This window comes from Mycobacterium sp. 1245852.3, assembly GCF_001669335.1.
In the GTDB taxonomy this organism is placed as follows: Bacteria; Actinomycetota; Actinomycetes; order Mycobacteriales; family Mycobacteriaceae; genus Mycobacterium; species Mycobacterium europaeum_A.
This window is the reverse complement of the sequence record NZ_LZLL01000353.1, coordinates 1-19,376: the sequence shown is the minus strand read 5'-3', so window position 1 is coordinate 19,376 and position 19,376 is coordinate 1. Positions and strand designations below refer to the sequence as shown.

The 19,376-nt window shown below is 62.3% G+C and carries 15 protein-coding genes; 5 read left to right on the top strand and 10 right to left on the bottom strand.

Annotation, left to right across the window (positions count from 1 at the left end):
- Positions 1-18: 18 nt before the first annotated feature.
- The gene (locus A9W96_RS15810; RefSeq protein WP_067141097.1) at positions 19-2,148 is read right to left on the bottom strand and encodes a hypothetical protein; all 2,130 of its coding nucleotides are present in this window, start codon (positions 2,146-2,148) and stop codon (positions 19-21) included.
- A 138-nt stretch (positions 2,149-2,286) separates the two neighbouring features.
- Positions 2,287-2,583, bottom strand: coding sequence for a hypothetical protein (locus A9W96_RS15805; RefSeq protein WP_066864893.1), 297 nt, complete (start codon positions 2,581-2,583; stop codon positions 2,287-2,289).
- Positions 2,584-3,330: 747 nt separating this feature from the next.
- Between A9W96_RS15805 and A9W96_RS15800 the strand changes: the two genes are divergently transcribed.
- Together A9W96_RS15800 and A9W96_RS15795 are read left to right on the top strand one after the other, a co-directional pair.
- Positions 3,331-4,443, top strand: coding sequence for a serine protease (locus A9W96_RS15800; RefSeq protein WP_067141114.1), 1,113 nt, complete (start codon positions 3,331-3,333; stop codon positions 4,441-4,443).
- 250 nt (positions 4,444-4,693) lie between these two features.
- Entirely contained in the window at positions 4,694-5,422 is a 729-nt protein-coding gene (locus A9W96_RS15795) for a hypothetical protein (protein WP_067141095.1), read from the top strand.
- 402 nt (positions 5,423-5,824) lie between these two features.
- On the opposite strand, the gene A9W96_RS15790 is transcribed toward A9W96_RS15795, so the two are convergent.
- On the bottom strand, positions 5,825-9,091 hold the full coding sequence (locus A9W96_RS15790) for a tetratricopeptide repeat protein (protein ID WP_156765271.1): 3,267 nt from the start codon (positions 9,089-9,091) through the stop codon (positions 5,825-5,827).
- 86 nt (positions 9,092-9,177) lie between these two features.
- Here A9W96_RS15790 and A9W96_RS15785 point away from each other — a divergent pair, with 86 nt between their 5' ends.
- A complete protein-coding gene (locus A9W96_RS15785; protein ID WP_067141089.1) occupies positions 9,178-10,107 on the top strand; it encodes a hypothetical protein in 930 nt (309 codons plus the stop codon).
- Positions 10,108-10,111: 4 nt separating this feature from the next.
- Here A9W96_RS15785 and A9W96_RS15780 read toward each other — a convergent pair whose 3' ends face one another.
- Positions 10,112-11,542, bottom strand: coding sequence for an ADP-ribosylglycohydrolase family protein (locus A9W96_RS15780; protein WP_067141087.1), 1,431 nt, complete (start codon positions 11,540-11,542; stop codon positions 10,112-10,114).
- A 213-nt stretch (positions 11,543-11,755) separates the two neighbouring features.
- Positions 11,756-12,376, bottom strand: a complete 621-nt coding sequence (locus A9W96_RS15775; RefSeq protein WP_082972303.1) for a recombinase family protein — start codon at positions 12,374-12,376, stop codon at positions 11,756-11,758.
- A 101-nt stretch (positions 12,377-12,477) separates the two neighbouring features.
- Between A9W96_RS15775 and A9W96_RS32205 the strand changes: the two genes are divergently transcribed.
- A complete protein-coding gene (locus A9W96_RS32205; protein WP_197499535.1) occupies positions 12,478-13,581 on the top strand; it encodes a hypothetical protein in 1,104 nt (367 codons plus the stop codon).
- Between the two features lie 1,753 nt (positions 13,582-15,334).
- On the opposite strand, the gene A9W96_RS15765 is transcribed toward A9W96_RS32205, so the two are convergent.
- The 5 genes from A9W96_RS15765 to A9W96_RS31485 form a co-directional block, all read right to left on the bottom strand.
- Positions 15,335-15,634: a hypothetical protein gene (locus tag A9W96_RS15765; protein ID WP_067141078.1), complete on the bottom strand. Its 300-nt coding sequence runs from the start codon at positions 15,632-15,634 to the stop codon at positions 15,335-15,337.
- The gene (locus A9W96_RS31495) at positions 15,631-16,017 is read right to left on the bottom strand and encodes a hypothetical protein (protein ID WP_156765270.1); all 387 of its coding nucleotides are present in this window, start codon (positions 16,015-16,017) and stop codon (positions 15,631-15,633) included. The genes A9W96_RS15765 and A9W96_RS31495 overlap by 4 nt, the downstream gene beginning before the upstream one ends.
- Positions 16,018-16,385: 368 nt before the next feature.
- A complete protein-coding gene (locus tag A9W96_RS15760; protein ID WP_082972302.1) occupies positions 16,386-16,748 on the bottom strand; it encodes a DUF732 domain-containing protein in 363 nt (120 codons plus the stop codon).
- A 189-nt stretch (positions 16,749-16,937) separates the two neighbouring features.
- Positions 16,938-17,414: a hypothetical protein gene (locus A9W96_RS31490; RefSeq protein ID WP_156765269.1), complete on the bottom strand. Its 477-nt coding sequence runs from the start codon at positions 17,412-17,414 to the stop codon at positions 16,938-16,940.
- Positions 17,411-17,770: a hypothetical protein gene (locus tag A9W96_RS31485; protein WP_156765268.1), complete on the bottom strand. Its 360-nt coding sequence runs from the start codon at positions 17,768-17,770 to the stop codon at positions 17,411-17,413. Before A9W96_RS31485 ends, A9W96_RS31490 begins: the two co-directional genes overlap by 4 nt.
- Before the next feature lie 1,245 nt (positions 17,771-19,015).
- Between A9W96_RS31485 and A9W96_RS15755 the strand changes: the two genes are divergently transcribed.
- Entirely contained in the window at positions 19,016-19,234 is a 219-nt protein-coding gene (locus A9W96_RS15755) for a hypothetical protein (RefSeq protein ID WP_067141072.1), read from the top strand.
- Positions 19,235-19,376 lie beyond the last annotated feature (142 nt).

Genomic DNA, 19,376 nt, shown 5'->3' with positions numbered 1-19,376 from the left:
CCGGAGGATCCCGTCTCGCTACGGTGAGTCGCGCTCGTCGCAGTGCGCCAGCCGGCGCAGTACGCCGGGATCACCGTGCACCCGCAGTCGGCGTCGCCCGCCCTCTCCGATGTCGACGCCAATCGGCAACTCGTGGCCGCCCGCGCCGGCCGGATCGACGAAGAGCTCCAGTTCGTCGGCGTCGACGAACAACACGGCGTCATCGTGCGACAGCCGCCACGGGTGGCCGTCGCTGGGCCAGCGGCCACCGACGACGCGAATGCCCGCGTCGTCGGCTTCCCGGTCCTCGTCGGCATCGGCCATGACGCAATCGATCCACAATTTCGCCGGCACCGGACGGAAGTACACCGCGAGGCGTTGGCGATTGAGGTCGACGCCGATCGGCATCCCGATCGGGGGAAGCGATGTGCCCTCGGGTTGGTCGTTCAGCGATTTCTTGACCTGACGAGAACCCAAGCCGGTACCGAACCAGTCGATGGTCAGGACGGTGGTGAGGTACTGCGCGATCGCGGCGGTCAACAGACCGCCCGCGCCGGCGGCCCCCACCCCGGCCGCCCCCGCTACCCAGGTCACCGGCAGCGCGAGCAGCCCGACGACGGCCGCCGCTCCCGCGGCCGTGGCCACCTTGCCGGCCGCCGTAAGGCTGAAGTCGGCGTTCACCTCCGGCTCGGAGTTCTGCGCCGGTCGCACCCCCACGGTCCGGGGTAGCCGATCGAATCGCTCGCGGACGCGCTTGACTTCGGCCTCGTAGTCTTCGGCGCCGAGGTGGCCGGCGCGCTTCCTCGCACCCGCCAGTTTCAGCGTCTCTTCGAGAAGCTCGATGGTGTCGACATCCTCGCGCAGCAGCTCATTGTCCTTCGGGTCGCGGGGGATGTCGCCGAGGCCCATCTCGTAGGTCACCTTGAAGGTGGCGTTGAAGTCATAGAGCGCGGTCTCGGCGCTCACGGTGCCGTCCACGACCAACCGGCCATCCCCGGTTCGCGGCACGATGTCGGCGTCGAGGGCATCCAAGCTTCGGTCTTGCCCGCCGATGCTGATGGTCTTCGGACCCGCCAGCGCGCACGGCGCATCGGGGTCGAAGTCGCCCTCGTCGAGATCGAAACTCTTCATCACCGTGTCCCGGACCTGCCGCAGAACGCTCCACCCGGTAGCGGCCAAAGCCGCTCGCTCACATGGGTTTTCGGCAAGAATGGACGGGGGCAGCTCTTCGCCGGGCGGCAAATCGCGCAGCGTCTGCAGCTGCACCACCATGGATTCCTCGGTCGCCTCGCCGACGTCGAAGCGCTGCACAATGGCGTCGAGTTCCTTGACCGTACTGTCGTCTTGCGCCTCGGGGTCGACGTCCACCGGCGTCGGCAGCAACGTCTGAATCCCCTTGTCGCCCATCGCCTCCAGCTGCGGGCGGACCGCATCGGCGATCTGGGCGGCCAGCGAGTCGAGCACCCTGGTCCTGGCTTCTTCGTCGGAGAGGCCGGGGTGCTGCAGCTTCTCCAGGTTCACCATCAGCTCACCGGCGATGCTGTGGGTGATCCAGTGCGCCTCGGCATAGTCGAGTTCCCAGCTGATCCGCGGATCCTGCCCGGCGAAGACCGTGATCCCGTCCGCACGGCGTTCGACGTGCGGGCCGAACAGCCACCCGGCGTGCCGGTCCGGCAATGGGTGTGCCACCAGCGCGGGCGCGTCCTGGGCGGTGAAGTTCAGTGCGATCGTCTGCTTGCCCGGCTCTAGCTGGTGCGGCTCGAGCTGATCGTGAATCGTCAACCGCCCGAACAACGGAATCTCGTTGTACGCAATCTCGCGCGATTCTCCGGCACGCGGGCCATCCGGGATGGTGACCGTGGCCGGGGGCAGCGATACCAGCGGGATGCAGGTGACCGAGTCGATGACGATCTTCGAATCGAAAATCACCAGGTCTATCGCGAAGTGCCGCAGCGGGTCGCGGGATGCACCGTCAGCTTCCTCCTGCCACAGCCGCCCACGGGCGTCGAGGATGAACCAGACGCGGTCCAGGGTGAGGTCGAGGGTGGCCGTCGCCGAGTAGCCGGCGCCGTCGACGGACTGCGTGTACTTGTCGCCGCTGAACATCTCGGCCGTTTGATCCTGCACGCGTTCGCGATGGATCTCGATGATCGTGTCGGGGCGATGCATGTGATAACTCCGTCCCTCGGGACCCATGGTGCCCGACCGGTGGGCTCAAGTCGGCTCGTGCATGCTGTACCCAGAAAAGGCGACCGCCAAAGCTGTTGCGCTCGACCATGATTCGTTCGCAGCCTGGCCTGGACTCGGCTACGGACGTTCTTCAATCACGCACTGGACGATGCCGTTGGCAAAGCTCGGGTCGAATCCCATGTGCGCCACTCGCTGGGCCTCCGCGGCCGGGGAGACACCGGAATCGAGATCCTGCTCAATGACGCCGACGAGTTGCAGGTTCTGGGGGTCGTGGCCCGCGATCGGCTCGGTCATCTTTCCCACGCAGCGGCGATAGCCGCTGTAATCCGCGTGCGCGGACGCGGTGAGCACCGCCGGCCCGACAATCGAGGCCCCAATCGCTACGCCAACCGCGACGACGTGGATGCAACGCACGGTTTGCTGGATACCCAGCTATAACGATCGATAATCAGCAAACAATTGGTGGAGCTAAGGGGACTCGAACCCCTTCATTGACCAGGAAATATGCCGTCTGACGTGCCGTTTCGTTCCTCCTGGGTCCGGTTCAGTCCCGTTCGTTACCTGCAGTTTCCTTCTTGAGCATTGACGGCGTCAAAGGAGAAGGCGTCAAATTCGGTCGGCAGCGATGACGCGGCGATACGCGGAGCTGTTCGACACTGAACTCGACCGGCTGCGGCGCGGCTGACGACTAAACGGCCTGACGGCGCACGGGCGACGAGAGCGGGTGATGCATGCTCTGCTACCACACGACCGACGCGGCTGACGGAATCCTCCGTGTGCATGTGAAAACCCGCCCTAGCAACGCAATTTCATCACACGAGATCACTGGAGATGTCTGCAGCAGCAGGGAATGGTCGGCATTTTGGGGCTCTGATAGTCCGGTCGACCAAGGCGTCTTGACGCGGTGTAGCGCCCGTAACCGCGGACGAGATCGAAGCGCGGTAACGAACGCCTACTCACCCCTCGCTTGTCGGACGCCCGCGAGATCATCGTCGTATGAGCACACATCAGGACCGACCGGGCGACGACCCCGCTGCGTCGGAGGACGCCCACGACGACGCAGGCACCGACAACGACGCAGGCGCCGGCACCGCGCCGCCCAGGCAGCCGACGCCCGCCGATCTAGAACCCGGCACCCAAGCCTGGCGGACCTGGGTCGCAATGTCTGCACACGCGTTCTTCACAACACCCCAGGACTCGGGCGTCGCTGCCGCGATCGGCAAGACGCTCCATCCCACCACCATCGAACCGTGGTGCGTCGCCGACTATTCGAAGTACCTACACACGGTAGGGCTGCGCGATGCCGGGAACATCGTCGCGCTAACCCAGGTCACCCGGCAACTAGAGCAGGTCGGCTTCCTGTTGCCCTGCGGCATGGCGCCCTACGTGCCCCCGTTCATGGCGCAGCAGTACATAACGCAGGGCGGCGCATCGCCCGGCCAGTTGGGCGGAAACCTCTGGCTGTCGGAGATTTTCGGCGCGGACCTCATCATCCCTAGCTACACCGCGGTATCCGTTCTCATCTCCGGGACCGACGCCGCCGGCGAACCACGCTGGGGCACCGGCTTGGTCCTCGACCACACCCGCATCGTCACCAACAAGCACGTCGTCGCCGCGCTGACCCCCGGCAACCCGCTATCGGTGCACCCGTCGACCGGCGAAGACGGCGGCCAACAGGTCAACTGCCAGTGCGTCGCGCACCCGCACCCCGAACTCGACGTCGCGGTGATCGAATGCCGGTTCCCGGAGGGCGTGGGCCTGCCGCGGCTAGAGGGCATGGCCTTCCGCGACCCGGCCTGGTCCGATGACGTCTACCTATTCGGCTACCCGCACGTGCCCATGATCGCCGGCACGGTGATAACAGTGCAGCGCGGCGAGGTCGTCAATCCGGCTGCCGAGACCCCCCGGGATGGCGACCTGCTCCGGGGAAAGACCTTCCTCTATTCGGCGATCGCCCGGCCGGGGAACAGCGGCGGCCCGATCGTCGCCCACGATGGCCGGGTCATCGGGCTCGTGGTCGAGGAGAGTTCGGGAACCACGCGCGCCCAGGCCGCCGACCACCGGCCGCCACCGGCGACGACGCCCGAGGAGCGGATCGCACGTCTAGAGGGCGACGTCGAGGAATTGAAGGCCAAGGTCCGCGCCCCGTCGTTCTATCGCGGCATCCCGTCGAGCGAAGTCGTCCGGGCCCTCGACGACCTCGGGTTCGGCGGACTAGCCGAGCTCGATGACCTGCCGCCCAGCGGCACGTCGGTCTACTACCGGCGCGGCTAACTGTGTGTGGCGGATGCCGGCCGCGACCCCCTCGCTACGCGACCTGCTGCCCCGCAATACGCCGACCAGATCAAGCTGTGACTATCGACGGATGAAATTGATCTCTGCCGTGTGGACTCGACTATGCGGGCATGCAGGGCCATCACAAGCGCCGAACGAACAACCAGCAGCACCAACGCCACCGCGGGATCTTGCGCCGTTAGACAGGCGCGACGGCTGGAGCCGGCGGACGAGGTGGCCGCCATCGGCCATGCAGAAGATTGAAAAAGCACCCTGGAAAGACGCCCCGGACCTGCCTGGGTACAACGATTGGCAAGCACTGGTGTCGACGTTGGATGCAGCCACCCGCGCGCGGGTCGACGATGATGAATTGCGCTATCACATGGTGCGCGGGCTGGTGCCTGAAATCATCTTCGCCGCAGGCGGTGTTGAGCGGGAGATCCAAACTTTGAGTGAAGCTAGTCAGATCGCGCAGGCCTACGCCGACGCCTACATGCCGCGGCCGATACCCCAACCGGTGACAGGGCCACCAACCATCGGACCCCACGCTTCACACCACGCCGCGTATGCGGTGATGAATGCGCTGACCTGGGTACGCGCCGTACAGGAGCGGGTCAGCCGGAAGGACTTCGGCACCCCTGCGGGTTTACTCGCCTCGTTGAAAGACGGCCCCCTCAAGACGGCCATCCAGTCCCATTTTGCGAACCTCACCCCGGCGCTGGACGACGTGCGGAAATTCGATAACTACGTACTGCATGCCGGCGCAATACAAGGCGGCTCAACGCCCGGTTTTGCCGTTCGACCGGACGGCACAACCTATTTTCCCTTCCCCGACGACCCAGCCACAACCAGGATCGGCACCTGGGAAGAATTCCGGTACAACGACCGCCGCGACGCACTGACGTACCTCGAAGGGGTATTCGCCGCTGTCGAAACATTCATCGACGCCATGCTGGATGCTTTCGATGCCCAGCCATGACGCGGCTTGACGGCATGCTATCGCGGCCCGTCGCGTAGCACGGGAAGTTGCGTGGGGCCGAGTAGTGCGGTGCTACCCAAGTCACCTGGGCCAAGTCGATCATCAAAACTTAGCTCTTGCAACGGATTTACAGTCTGTCCCTCTTGGCGTTTGGTGAATCAAGCTGCGGGGGCTGTGTTGCGGAGATGCTGGTCAGACAGTTGGTCTCGTTGGCTATGGACAGGCGTTATCAGCTGTGCTGCGGCCGGCCAATCGCGTTGGCCAACGCTTCAGACGTAAAGCCCTTCGGTGCTGCCGCCACACTCCCTTGGTGAGCATGGCGACCTCGACGCCACTTCGGGCAAGGGGTTGCCGTTTGCTTTGTGACAGTCGTTATCGAACGTTCATGGTTCACGGAAGCTTCTACGGCCGGCGGCGCCAGTACTCGAGATTTTTGCGGGCCGTCTGTGTGTGTGGGTGGTTCGCCCCCAGTACCCGGGTCAGATCCGTGAGCAAAGCTTCGGATTCGCGGATCGCGCCAGCAACATCGCCAGCTTGACCTCGACAGCGGGCGAGATTGCCGCGCGTAGCGAACGTGTGCGGATGTGCCGGCCCGAGCACCCGTATCTGCTCGGCAACCAGTACTTTAAATTCCTCCACCGCGCCCGCTACGTCCCCTGCCTCGCCCCGCCACGCCGCGAGGTAGGCGCGGATAGTCAGCGTGTCGGGATGGTCCGCCGAGAGCACCCGCTCGTGCTGGCGTAGCACCTCTTGGAGTTCGGCGATGGCGTCAAGGAGTTCAAGGCTACCGGCTTCCTTGCGCCATATAACGAGTTGGCGGCGGGTGGTCAGCGTCAGCGTGTGGTCAGCGGGAAGCACTCGCTGCTGGTCGCTGAGGACCGCGGCAAGTTCGGCCACGCCGCGCGAGACATCCTTTGCTGCGGCGCGCGACACCGCGAGGTTGGTGCGAGTGGCCAGCGTAAAAGGATGGTATTGCCCCAACAGTCGATGCTGCTCGCCCAGTAGCGCCTCATATTCAGTGATCGCGCCACCGATGTCCCCGCCCTCCGCTCGGCAGCCGGCGAGGTTGTTGCGGGTGGCGAGCGTGGAAGGGTGGTCGGGCCCCTGCACCCGGATCCGGTCATCGAGTAACGCCTCATAGTCATTGATCGCGCGCGGGATATCCCCAGCTTCAGCCCGCCTCCTCGCGAGGTTTTCGCGGGCAGCCAGGGTGTTGGGCGCGTCTGAACCGAGTGCCTTCTGGTGTTCTCGCACCAGCACCTCCAGCTCGGGTACCGCGGATGTCACCGCCCCGCCCTCCGCTCGCATGCCGACGAGGTTATTGCGAGTGACGAGCGTGTCGGGATGACTTTCCCCCAGCACTCGGATCTGGTCGTTGAGCAGCGCCTCCAAGTCCGCCGCCGCGCCCACAACATCTCCGGCCGCGCCCCGCCAACGTGCGAGGTTGCTCCGGGTAGCAAACGTGTCGGGATGGCTTTGCCCCAGTGCCCGCTGGTGCTGGGAGACCAACATCTGCAGCTCGATGACCGCGGCTGCGGGATCCCCCGCTTCGCCCCGCCAGTAGGCATGGTTGTTGCGGGCAACCCAGGTCGCGGGGTGATCGGTGCCGAGCTGCTTTTCGAAGGTTGGCAGCCAGCTTGCCCACCGGTCGCGGTTGTCGGCTGCGCTGTATGTGGTCATCGCGACCATTGCCTTGATCGCTCCGTCGGCGTCGCCCATGGCCAGGTAATGGCGTGGGGCCGCGTTCCTCGCATACGTGGCGATGTTGGATGTGACCTCACCGTCCGATTCCAGTTCGCCGAGTGCCGAAAGTATTGCGCCGTGCGCCGCTGTAGGGAACCTTTGGGCGGCGGCAGGTATAGACAGCGTTTCGGCGCCAGCCTGGTTGAGCAACAATTCGGTCTGTTGCACGACGGCGACCTCGAGCACCCTGAGGAACTCGGTGTGTGCGATCCCGACAGTCTCTTCGGGTAATCCTGGTCTGCCACGACTTACCAATGCTCCGAGCTCGACGATCATGTCGCGAACGAGGGTCAGAGACTGTTCTGTTCGGAGAATTCTGGCCGCCAACTCGATGGGCAGGACAGGGCCGACGCCCGCTGCTACGAGCAGGCTGGTCAACAGAACTCCGGCGCCTGAGTGGCTCATGCGGTCGAGCGCGGCCGCGAATCGCGCTTGGACTAGGGCGTCGAGCGTCACCGCGGCTGACACGTCCCACGTCTGCGTACCGGTCACTGCCTCTTGGGTTTCGCTGACGAGCCGTGCCAGGAGCCATCCTCCAGAAGGTCCCAACGCCGCCAGCGGCGTTGCTGGGACCGCAGGCAGTACCCGTTGAAGATCGTCGTGGGTTGGCGGATCCAACACGGTTCGGTGGGCGTGGTCGAGTTCGGGCCGCGTCTCCACCCCGCTGCCGCTGCGAACCCCAGCGAAAACGTGCACGTACTGGAGTCCGTCAGGGACGTCGCGTGTGAGGTCGGCGATCGCGCTCAATATTAGGTCGCGCCCGCCCTCCTCGGATTGATCGAGGCCGTCGATGATGATGCGCACTCGGCGGCCTGGCGTGCGGCAGCGTTGCAGCGGCATGACGATCTCGCGCTCGAACGCAGTAGTGATTTGTTTTACTCGTTCGGTCATTTCGGCTTGGACACTGTCGCGTGATTCTCTGAAACCGGAAACGCGCGCCTCTAGCTGGCCTGCCAATTCTTCCGAGAGCGACTCAAGTGTGCTAGTCACATCAAGGAAGGCTGCTGCGGCTATGTAATCGGCCGTAATGTCAAGCGTGTCCACCAACGCGGGGCGGATTAATAGCGACATCAAGGTCGACTTACCGCACCCGCTCGACCCAACCACGACCCGAAGTCGTGAGCCTTCGGCGGCGATGAGGTCCGCTAGGGACTCACGCATGGCGTCAGTAATGACAACATCGCGGGTCAGCTGATCGACCAGACCGGCCGATGACCGTCCCGTCACAGTATCCCCGCGCCGCGCCACGTTCGGTACCAACCACAGTCCCGGATCAGCTTGGGCGACCCACCCACTAACAAACGACAGGAGCTGGGGGGTCTGGCCCTGGCATTGCGCGACATAGGGATGGAGGTCCGAGCAGAGCAGATACTCGCCGGCGCTTTCAACGCCGACGTTGAAAACATGGGCCAGGGTACGGGTGAAACAACCGTCGTAGGCGCTGCTATCCCCAGAAGCGACGAATAACTCCATGCGCCCGGACGCGCCCTGCAGGACGTCAGTCCAACGGTTCGCCGCACCTGCCACCCCCTGCCCCGCGTCGCAAGCATCGACAAGCACGATTAGCCCGTCGAGGAACGGCGCGCCATTCAACTGCTCGCGGATGCCTTGCGTGAGGTGATACGCAGTATCGGAATCGGGGTTAAGGGGCGAGTCGATGGCGAGCAAGTGAAAATCCTGGCTCCCGGTCGTCAGACCATGCCCGACGAATGCGATCAACAGCGTCGCCCTGTCGCCATTCGCGTAGGCGAAGGCAGTTTTGACGGCCGCTTTCAGCTCGGCGATTGTCGGATTCAGCGTTGGACCATCGCCGCCGAGAGCAGGACGCCAACCACCTGCCGTTATTAGTCTTTCGTGAAGGTCGGTGGCCAACTGGCCGACAAATCCGAGGGTGTGCTGTGTACGACATTCGGATCCGATGACCAACGCCCGTCTTCCCACCACATCCGCAACTATGGGCCACGCGGACTCGAAGGTAGGCGTGTTCGAGTAGTTCCTGTTAGAAACCTTAGATGGCAACGATTGTGCTCGTACACGGCATCGCGCAGGAACAACGGTCCGCCGATAGCCTCGAGGCGCAGTGGATCCCCGCCTTGGCAGGAGGTGTCCGTAGCAGTGGCAATCCGGCTCTGGCTGACCGCTTGTGGCGCAACGGCCGGCCAGGCGACATCGACGTGCGGATGGCCTACTACGGCAACAAATTCCTCGACGAGGGTGCCCAGGGTGCGAGCCCAATGGTAGGACTCAATGAGGCGGCTCTCGAGCTCGCCGAGGAGTTGGCCAAAACCTGGCTCGAGACCGCAGCGCAGTGCGCCGGTGATGACCGGGACAGATGCGAGGCTCAAAATCAGCTACACGTACTGACACGGGGCAATACCGGCGCGATGGGCCCAAAAGCGACGCTCCGCCCTGCCATTAACGGCCTCGCCCGACTGCGCTGGTTCGCGCCATTCGGCGTCGGACTGGCCGGCAGATTCGTCTGGCGGGCGCTCGCACAGGTAAGTAGGTACCTCACAGACGACGAAACCCGTGCCTACGCCCAACAGCAGGTGCTCGAGCGTATCGGCGTCGATACCCGCCTAGTCATCGGCCACTCCCTCGGCTCCGTCGTCGCCTACGAGGCCCTCCACCAAGCTGACCACCCCACAGCGCTGCTCACGCTTGGCTCGCCTCTCGGCCTTCGCACTGTCGTGTACGACCGGCTGCGTCCCCACCCAGCGCACGTGCCCCCAACCGTCACTAGGTGGGACAACCTCGTCGACCGCGACGACTTGGTCGCCGCTCAACTCGATCTAGCGCCCTACTTCCCGCCCGCCGCGGGCTCAACCATTGCACCAGTTACAGCGTCATCACTTGACAACGGAGCCGAACCGCACGACGCGGAGCACTACCTCAATAAGAAAACCACCGGCCGGATTATCGGCGCTGCTGTGATTTCCTAAAGTCTCACGGAGCGAGTCTGTCCAAGGCGGCGCGAAAGGCGATGTTGGGCCATGCATCCGGCAGAACCGCGGTCACCTCCTGCAATGCCAGCAGGCCGCTGACGCCCTGCCGACGAGAACCGTAGAGTGCCGCCACTGTCGGTGTCCGGCTCTGGCAGGCCACGCAGTGCACCAGCACGGTGCGTCCCTCGTTTCGCAGCTGCTCGATGAGCCGGACGGTGTCGGTCAAGACCAAGTCCAGATTGGGGTTGGCTGCTGGGTCGGCTTTGTCGATCAGTCGGATGTCGATCTGCTCCACGTTCGGCGGTAGGTCATCGTCATTCACCCGGCACAAGGACACGATGGCATCCACGCCCGCCGGGAGGCCCTGCAGGGCAGCGACATCGGCCAACCAGACGCCATCATCATGCGGGTGTTGAACCGGCGTCACAGAGGACGGGTCATAGCGGAACGGTTCGTCCTCGTCCACGATTTGAGTCACCAGTGTCACCAGGTGCCGGGTACGGAGACCTGGCCAGCCGTGCACGATTCGACGCCACTGCGCTGGGACCGCTGAGGCCCCGTAGGCGGCCCCGAGAAGCCCTCCTGCGATGGCAGCCACAGTGTCGGTGTCCCCGCCTCCCCGGACTGCTGCGCCGAGGGCCAGACGGAGATGGTCGGCGCGGAAGACGCCTTGGGCCGGATCATCCTGCGGGGCCGGCGTTGTCGTGATGGCCGACCACGCGCCCTGCAGCGCCTCAACAACCCAACCGTTGTTCCTGAAGTCGGAAGGCTGCGACGACTCCGCGACGTCCAGTCGCGACGCCCACAAAGCTCGCCGATTTGTGTCGATGTGCCGCAGTCCAATGCGAACGTCTAACTCGCCGGTCAAAACGGCGTGGCGAATGGCCAGGCACCACAGCACGCAGGCGTCACCAGCCTCGGGGTCGTGGTGCGTCAGTTCGCTGACTGCTCGTGCAGCTTCGACTAACGCGGCATCATCGCCGAGGTAAGCCAGAGCGACCGGCGCGGTGCGCATCAGGGAGCCGTTGCCCGCGGTGCGGCCGGTACTTCTATGCAGTGCAGCCGACTCGTCACGCGCCGTCTGCGCGGAAATGCCGCGTCGTCCCGCACGGCTGAGGACCGAGCGGGTCTGCACGCCTACGTCTTTGGCGTCCTGGGACCATTCGTGCCACCGCCGAGAAAGAGCGTCGAGCGCCTCCTCCTGACGGAGGTCGGCACCCGTGGCGGCAACCTCAGCGATGGCGACAGCCATCGAGGTGTCGTCAGTCCACTCGCCAGGTTCCCAGCTAAAAGCTCCGCCACCCACCATGGCGACTTCCAATTCTGGTCCCCGCGGGGGGCCGAACTCATAGGCTGCGCCGAGGGCATCACCGGCTGCAGTCCCGAGCAAGACGCCGCACGCCCGGTCGAGTTGAGCAGTCGTCAGTGTCATAAGCGGATTCTCCTTTCACCCACCGACAGGTGAGCGCGTGTGATGTATCTACTGGCATCGGGTAGCCGGCGGCAGGAAATTGCCTGGCCCTGACCACCGAAATACATTGCCCCCGTGGGGGGCAAACAACTTTCCGCTGCCCCCAGCGGGGGCACGCAGTTTGGTCGTTGCCCCCATTGGGGGCACCAACATCTTCATTGCCCCCGTAGGGGGCTAAGCGGCTTCTTCGGCTAAATATCGATAGAGTGTGGCGCGGCTGACGCCCAGGTACTTTGCGATGTCTCGACTAGTGTGTCCGTGGTCCTTCATCCGCTTCGCCGTCGCAATATGGCTCGGCTCAACGACTTTCCTCCGCCGCCCAAACTTGGTGCCGTTTGCCAGAGACATCGCCCGCTTGAGCGCAGTGCGCTCCTTCACCAACTCGCGCTCGTATTCGGCCAGAGCGCCCAAAACGCCGATCATCATCCGGCCAGCAGCGGTAGATGAGTCGATGCCATCAGTGGTCGAGATCAAAGTGACGCCACGGTCGGTCAAAGCTTTGACGGTTTCAAGGATGTGCAGTGTGTTGCGGCCTAAACGGTCTAGCTTCCATACCACGACGGTGTCGCCGTCGCGAACGTAGTCGAGAAGGGCGGCCAGGCCGGGACGGTCATCTTTTGCGCCAGACATGGTGTCTGAGAAGGTTTTCGTCACGCCAGCAGCCGCAAGCGCATCGTTTTGCTGCTCCAGCGTCTGTGCAACGGTGCTGACCCGCGTATAGCCAAGGCGCACACCCTTACTGGCCGTCGGGCGTGCGTTGTCTGAAGTAGTGAAGACCGCATTGCGTTGTTCCATGTGAATAAAAACAAATTAGATCGCATAATTATTCCAATCCTTAAGCTACCCAGTAGCGCTGGTTTCGAGGACGTGTCGGCGGACCGCGCTATTTTGTGCCAATGCGCTGGTATGCCCGTCCCGAGAACGACGCCCTGCAGTTGAGAGTCGCGCCTCGGCTGGCGTCGTGGAACAAAGCCGACCATCCCGACCAGGTTCGGCTGCGGGCGTATCTGGATGACACCGAAGCGCTCCTTGCCACCTCGCGGATCGATGGCCCATGGGCGCTCCGACTCGACGTCGGGCTTCCCGCTGCGCGTGATCTTCTTGACGCAGCCGATCTCGACAATTACGCCTATCCACTCGCCTATCGATTACGAAATCTCGACCTGGTGTCGGTGTGGTGCACGAAGCGGCATAGCGAGCGATCGTTGGTGCGAATCGAAGCCGCCCACGAAGTATCGCCACCGTCCGCGGACTTGCTGATCGTGAAGACAACTGGATCGGCATCGACTGCCGCCTTTAAAGAGCACATCCGTGCCTCCGTCGTAGACGCAAAAGAGCTTCCGGCTGGACCCGTCAGGCTGGAACTCTCTTTCACCGTTGGTACACGCAGGAACTGGCTGAACCTATGGAAGCCGACAATCGACTCACTCGACCCAATCCTGGGGCGTACCTACCCAGATCACGCATGGCATCCACGAGACGGCAGGATCACCGAGCTCGGCATGCACGTCAATGTTGACCCCACCGCGGGCAATGAGATCGTAGTAGGCATCGCTGCCGCTCAGGGCCGAACCGACGTAATTCCCCCGCACCGCCTGAACGATCCAGCGGTCAGTCAAGACTCGATGTCCGATGCTTCGCGGTCGCCCGCCGGCGAACCTGTCGATCAAGAATCCTTGCGGGAACCTGAGATTGGCGTCCACAGCCCTACGCCGGTTGAGTTCCGTGACGACGACACTGGCTATCTGACGTGGCTCACCGACCACCCCAATGGCTACGTGATCAACATCGCGCGCAACTACAGCGCAAGCGCGGCACGTGTGCACCATGCCGGTTGCAGAACGATCAGCGGCCAAAATCCACATAAAGGGGCGTGGACCGGACCGTACGTGAAAATATGCGCGGCACAATTGGCCGACCTCGTACACTGGGCCACTAACAATGTGCGTGAGCCGATCCCGCCGTGCGGGACCTGCCGCCCGAAGCGGCGAGATCGGTGAGATGGTTACGAGATGCGGTTCATTAACCCGCTGCGAGACGGTCTTCTGAGACACCTTGAACAAGACGGAGTTTTGAGACATGGCGACCAGGCAGAACGGGAGGTGAACCACCCCGCTCCTGCGCGTCTCACATGTGCTCTTTAATGAGACCAGCCTGCCAGCTGGCGGCGGGCCAGTGATGTCGTAGTTGTATGTGAGCGACGCCGAGAATAGGTAAGCAATACGGGCTGCTAACCGAAGGTCGTAATGGTGGTCCATAGCAACGACGAGCACTCTCGTCCGACGGTGCTATCCCAGGTTCAACGACTTTGCCGCCGGCGACCAAACAGGACCGCTCACAGCCCGATTCGATGATCTCCAGCCGTACCGACAATTACGTCAAGACTGCCCGTGTCAACGACCCTTCCCGGTGAGGCTGAACGATAATGCGCTCATGCGGAGATCAGCGCGGCAAACGCTGCTAAGTGTGCTCGAAACGGTGACAGCTCTCGTCTTTCTGCGTCTAAGTGGACAGATTGCCGCCGCTGAAAATTCCACGGTACAAGGGTGTGCGCAGCAGAGGCCCGAGCGCGTCTGGCCACAAATAGTGGCGCTGCTGTCGCTTGGCGCGCTGGTCGCTACCTTCGGGTGGCATCACCGACCGCCTACGGAATCCGAAGTGAAATTGCCCGGTCAACTAGTGGTGTTCGCGCCGGTGTTGGTTAGCAGTCCAAGCGGGGAAGTCCATACGCGGTCCGTTGAGTGGGACGAAACACATGGCATGCCGCTCAATGGGTTAGCGCCGTTGCCGTCTGCGGTGTCGAAGAGTCCACGCTTGCCTGACCAACCTCGAACGGCGGACACCGTTCGCGCCCGCGTCGCCGTCACACTTTATGAGGCAGTCAAGGGACCGACCCAAGTTGAGGTCGCATTTGCTATCCCCGATGGAGCCATGCTTGCGGGTTGCCAACCCGAGCCAGACGCACTCAGTTGCGACGGCGATGGACCATACCCGAACGCTGAAATTTCCGGAATAACAAACCATTTCAGGTTTCTCAGAGGTGTTATACCCGGCGGCACAGTTCAATTTGCGTTCACGGCTGACTTCACGGGACTACACGGACTTGCTTACGACACAGCAGGAGCGCACACGAAAGCGCGTCTGCCGACAGTAGAATTTACTGGCGGACCGTCGCCCTACTTCGCCTATCCCGCAGGATCTCCTCCCCCGCCGCCCGTCGTAGTGGGAACCGCAGTTTCGTTTCCCAGAGCCAACCGCGTGAACTGGAACCAGCGTCCCGTCAGCGGAGGTGAAGCTACCGATTTCAGCCCCAATCCGAAACCGCCTCCAGTTCCTGCGCCGCCAATAGCAACCGAGGATGTCGTGGTGTGGACGTACGAGATATCAAAGAACACTATTGGCGTACCACCGCCCATATCCGGCACCGACCAAACCATCATCGACCACGACACAAACGAAAGCTTCCTGTCAGGTATCGCATTCGGCGTCGCGGGTAGTGCGTTTATCGCTGGACTACAGGTCCTTGTACTAGCACTAACTCGCCGAAGGCCTACCGGCTCGTGATTGGACAGCGCGGGCCAATCTTCAAGCGGTGCAGCAGGTCGAGGCTGTGAATGACGCTGCGCCGCCCTTTGCGGTCGTGAGGGGTCGGGCTGGACCGACCTACCTGACGACCTTCCCGTTGTCTCGGAAACGGCGAAGATGCGCAGATCTCGATAGCCGTCGCAGACCCGCTTTCCAACAACTGTGCGCTTAACAGTTGTGAACGGCGATGTCTTTGCCCACGTAGGGGTCATAACCGCGGCTCACGACGTAGTCCGCGACAGCGCGAAGGCAGTCGCCGCGGTTGCTGGTGGCGATGTCTGCAACCATCGCACAGGTAGCGTCACGGTAGGTGCCCACGTGGTGCGCTTCCTCTGGAATGATCAGGTTACCGAGGAAGCAGTAGGGGTCAGCGTGGGCTGTAGCGACCACGCCACTCAGAAACGGGATGGACAGGGCGACAGCAACGGCGGCGGACAACTTGGTCACCACACCATTCAGCGTCTTCATTTGATGTAGCCCTCATGCCACAGGTCAAAGCATGTTTGGCTGGGTCGCCAACCTGCTGGGTCGTCTTTGTTCAGGACAATCAATTGATCCACCAGTGCTTCAGCGTGATTCGGGTCCAGGCCGTAAACCCGTTCTAGTTCCTGCACGGCCTGATTAGGGCCATCAAGAGCAGTTTTGGGTTGGTGCAGAAGCGCCTGGCAAGCATGTGGAACGTCAGAGTCGGCGTGAGCGACACCCTCTGCCCCGAACAGGACAGCGGTGCCGATCAGCAGTGCGGTGATTGAGGTCTTGATGGTCGTGGCTGTCCCTTCAGGATTGCGGGGTTGGGCGGAGAGATCGTTGACGGACTGCTGCCGCAATTGCCGCGATGCACTACCTGTCATGGCTTGTAGAGTGTCCAAACTTTTCGGTAAGACGGACACCAGATCAGATGACCATCGGTCGAGCTAGCCATCACCGAATCCATCTCCGAAGGGGCGCATGGCTGCCCCATCTGACGGACACCCATGGGCGTAACCGAACGCACCCACTTGCCATCGCCGGTACACACGATCTGCCCCACAGAAGGGTCGTAGGCAAGCTTGTTTAAGTCATCGCATGACTGCCCCAACAACGGCCCCCTCGGAGCCGGAAGGCGGAGAGGCTCCGCAACAATTGACGGTGTCATCGCGAGGCTTGCCGTGCAGTAAGCGACCGCAACGCAAACAACGTGATCGCGTAATCGGCTCAGTCGCATTGCCCTCCCCTAAGTTCAGATGCCTGTCGTATTAGGGACATTCGGGCAGAGGTCCCGAAGTGCGAAGTGGATTAATGTACCCACCTCAGCGTTCGACGACGCGATGCCCTGGCTCATCAGCTGCGTCCCCAGGTGACCCTTCTCAAGATCTGGTGAGACGCCGGCCGCAATGTCGGCGCATGCCTGGTGGCCAAGTTTGACCAGCGCGGGTGGCGTCAGCGACGGATGCGCCATATTCCCAACAAGGAGATCCGAAAGAAACTGGTTGTCGTCAGCGGCAGCAGGCGGTGCCGCAGCGACCAGACCCACACAGACCGTCATCACCACCATCGCAGCCAGACATCCTGTGGCACTACCGACATTGGAGCGCGCGCTCATCGAACTCCTTTAGCAAACTCACCACCGAATCCGGTAGAACGCTAACCTCGGTCAACCATTGTTGTGGCGCTTTTGCCCAATTGGATCGTCGTGTTGGCAGCGCTGCCTTCGGATCGGACAAATCACGACGACGTCGCCTGCAATTTCCGCACCACCACCGTTCCGGATGCCCGTCCTGCCGTCAGAGGTCTACCCCATCGGCCAGGTATCGGACGCGCCTGTGTTTTGGTTAGTGATTACCGCGCTGGTGTAACGGAAGTTGGGAGGGGTAGCGCCGGTGAGCGTAATCGTCACCGGAGAATAGGTCGGCGAGCCTTGCGCACAGTTTGGAACGCAGGTGACCTTGAATTCGATGCCGCTGCCGGTTGCGCCATCAGCTGCCCAGCTGCGCCAGACGAGGTTGTCGATTGCCCAAGTGTTGTCAGCGCAGGTCAGAATGATGTGTTGCGGCTTGACTTGCGGCTGGCCGCAGTCAACCACTACCGGCGTGCCTTCATCGGCAACCGCGACAGGCAGATCCAAACCAATGATCAGCAACGCGACCGAAAGCAGAACCTGACCACCGAAAACTCCTCGAAAACGCCGTGCTGATCGAGGGCTCCTTGTGCTCGGTGTTGTCTGAAGCCGCAACAAAATATTCACGGGCGATAAGGCGATTGCCATCATTGGCCGGAGCACCGCCATTCGATTTTGCCATTCTCGTTCGACCAGTGCGAAGTGATATTCGGTGCGCCCTGATCGATGACCATGTGATACAGGGTGTCGATGTCGCCGGGCCCCTGAAAACCAAACCTGGCTAGGTTCTTGGGATCACTGGCCCATTCGGCTGGATCAAGTCCTGACTCATGTGAAGTTCTCTGAAGTCGAGCGGCGTTGTCAGCGCAGAAGGCCGCCAAGGGGGTTTCGGCACGAGCCTGAAAGGGGACTGCCACCGCCGCGCAAATCATTGCGGCGATGAGTACGAAGAGAGCCCATTGAAATTGCTTTCGTACGGTTAGGCCGCCAACTATGTGGTTCCTCATCAGCGCAATCCTTCCGTCGCTCGTGAACGTTTGGCCAGGTTCCCACGATTCGCCCTTGGCCCTTATCCCAGTTGGTATGACTGCTGCGACATCTCGAAGAAATGTCCTGTGCTGGCGTCACGGCACGTGACTCCTGTGGACTCGTTAATCTCGCAGGTAATTGACCCTGCGGACAAGGGCGTGTCGTAGTTCTGCGTCGGCAGTCCGCCGAGAAAGCTACCCCAGTGGCAGCTGAAAAACGCTGGGCCGCCGCCGTGGTCGAAGCCAATGCGATCACCCCAGTTGTGCTGGCAATTATCTGGCCGCGATGGCGGGGCAAAATGATATTGGCCGATGTCGCAGGCAGCCCCCGTCTCGCTTATGTGGCAGGCGATGTTGCCAGTAGGCGATTGGAATTCCCAGGGGGCAGCTACAGCAGGCGGCGCGAAAATAACCGCTGCGGCTGAAACGGTGATACAGAGGAGCGAACGCTTGATCACTGGATGGTCCCCCGACGTTTGGTTCAGGCACGACGCCCTCGGTGTTGGTTCATGGCTGATTCCCCACCCCTTTACGGGTGGTACAGCGACCAAAGTCCTGACTGACAGTTGATCAGGTGATCATCGGGAGTTTTCGCCACCGGATCGCTCTGAGAGCATGGCGTACCCAGTGCACGGACCGCCGAGGGCATCACAGATTGAACCCATTGCCCATAACGCGTACACACCATTGCTCCGCCCGAAGGATCGATGGCCAGCTTAAGGGGGTCATTGCACGGCTGACCCACCCCTGGCCCCAATGGAAGTTGGCCGTAATCGGGCGTTGCGAGCGCCGTCGGTGAAGTCGCGCTCATGGCAACCAATAAGCTGATTAATGCAACGCAAACAGCACCAAATCGTCGATTGCTGCAACTGGTCATTGCCCTCCACGGCGAACTCCGCCCACGATCCCCGAATGTAGGCTAGCCCCGGAACGCCAGTTGCGTAACGCTTTCGTTCACATAGCTGAAGGCCTGAGGTTAGGACCTCCTCCCGACGGCGGGCGTGATAACACTGGGCTTAGGTGGACCGTGTGAATCCGCTGGTGATCTCGCGTTCGCAATAATTGCCGATGTCGTGCACTGCCACGCTGCTTTGCTGGTTACCGAATCATCCGCCTACTGGATCTGCTGGAATAAGCAAGGTGTAGTTGACCGACGCCCAGTCAACGTCCCTATTGATGCAACCGGGTTTCGGTCCGCCGGGCCGACTGTTCGGAGGAGTAAAAATGACCACCATCGGTCAGATCCCGCGACCGTCGACTGCAGCCAGGACCTGTCCCGACGTGTACCTCCGAAGGGCCGACGTCTTGCTGGTTACCACGCACGACAGGGACCTCCTGGGCGACCAGAGCATCCACATCCAGCTCAAAGATCTCGACACGTTGATCGGGATGTTGCTGATGGCTCGGCAGAAGGCAGAGGAACTGGGACCCGCACAACAATAACCAACATTTGTCGAGACACGGTCAATGACGTCGTCAAGCACTGTGGCGACAGCCTGCGGATTAACTGTGCGGACCCACTTCCGGTGCGAGTCAACGGATTACATCTGTCAGATGCACCCGGTTACCGTCTGGATCAGTAGTG

Excerpts from the sequence above, each read along its gene's own strand:
- A9W96_RS15775 (WP_082972303.1), bottom strand. The coding sequence starts at position 12,376 with ATGGAACAACGCAATGCGGTCTTCACTACTTCAGACAACGCACGCCCG.
- A9W96_RS15795 (WP_067141095.1), top strand. The coding sequence starts at position 4,694 with ATGCAGAAGATTGAAAAAGCACCCTGGAAAGACGCCCCGGACCTGCCT.
- A9W96_RS15810 (WP_067141097.1), bottom strand. The coding sequence starts at position 2,148 with ATGCATCGCCCCGACACGATCATCGAGATCCATCGCGAACGCGTGCAG.
- A9W96_RS15760 (WP_082972302.1), bottom strand. The coding sequence starts at position 16,748 with ATGAGCGCGCGCTCCAATGTCGGTAGTGCCACAGGATGTCTGGCTGCG.
- A9W96_RS15800 (WP_067141114.1), top strand. The coding sequence starts at position 3,331 with ATGTCTGCACACGCGTTCTTCACAACACCCCAGGACTCGGGCGTCGCT.
- A9W96_RS15755 (WP_067141072.1), top strand. The coding sequence starts at position 19,016 with ATGACCACCATCGGTCAGATCCCGCGACCGTCGACTGCAGCCAGGACC.
- A9W96_RS15780 (WP_067141087.1), bottom strand. The coding sequence starts at position 11,542 with ATGACACTGACGACTGCTCAACTCGACCGGGCGTGCGGCGTCTTGCTC.
- A9W96_RS32205 (WP_197499535.1), top strand. The coding sequence starts at position 12,478 with ATGCGCTGGTATGCCCGTCCCGAGAACGACGCCCTGCAGTTGAGAGTC.
- A9W96_RS31495 (WP_156765270.1), bottom strand. The coding sequence starts at position 16,017 with ATGACAGGTAGTGCATCGCGGCAATTGCGGCAGCAGTCCGTCAACGAT.
- A9W96_RS15785 (WP_067141089.1), top strand. The coding sequence starts at position 9,178 with ATGGCAACGATTGTGCTCGTACACGGCATCGCGCAGGAACAACGGTCC.
- A9W96_RS31490 (WP_156765269.1), bottom strand. The coding sequence starts at position 17,414 with ATGATGGCAATCGCCTTATCGCCCGTGAATATTTTGTTGCGGCTTCAG.
- A9W96_RS15765 (WP_067141078.1), bottom strand. The coding sequence starts at position 15,634 with ATGAAGACGCTGAATGGTGTGGTGACCAAGTTGTCCGCCGCCGTTGCT.
- A9W96_RS31485 (WP_156765268.1), bottom strand. The coding sequence starts at position 17,770 with ATGAGGAACCACATAGTTGGCGGCCTAACCGTACGAAAGCAATTTCAA.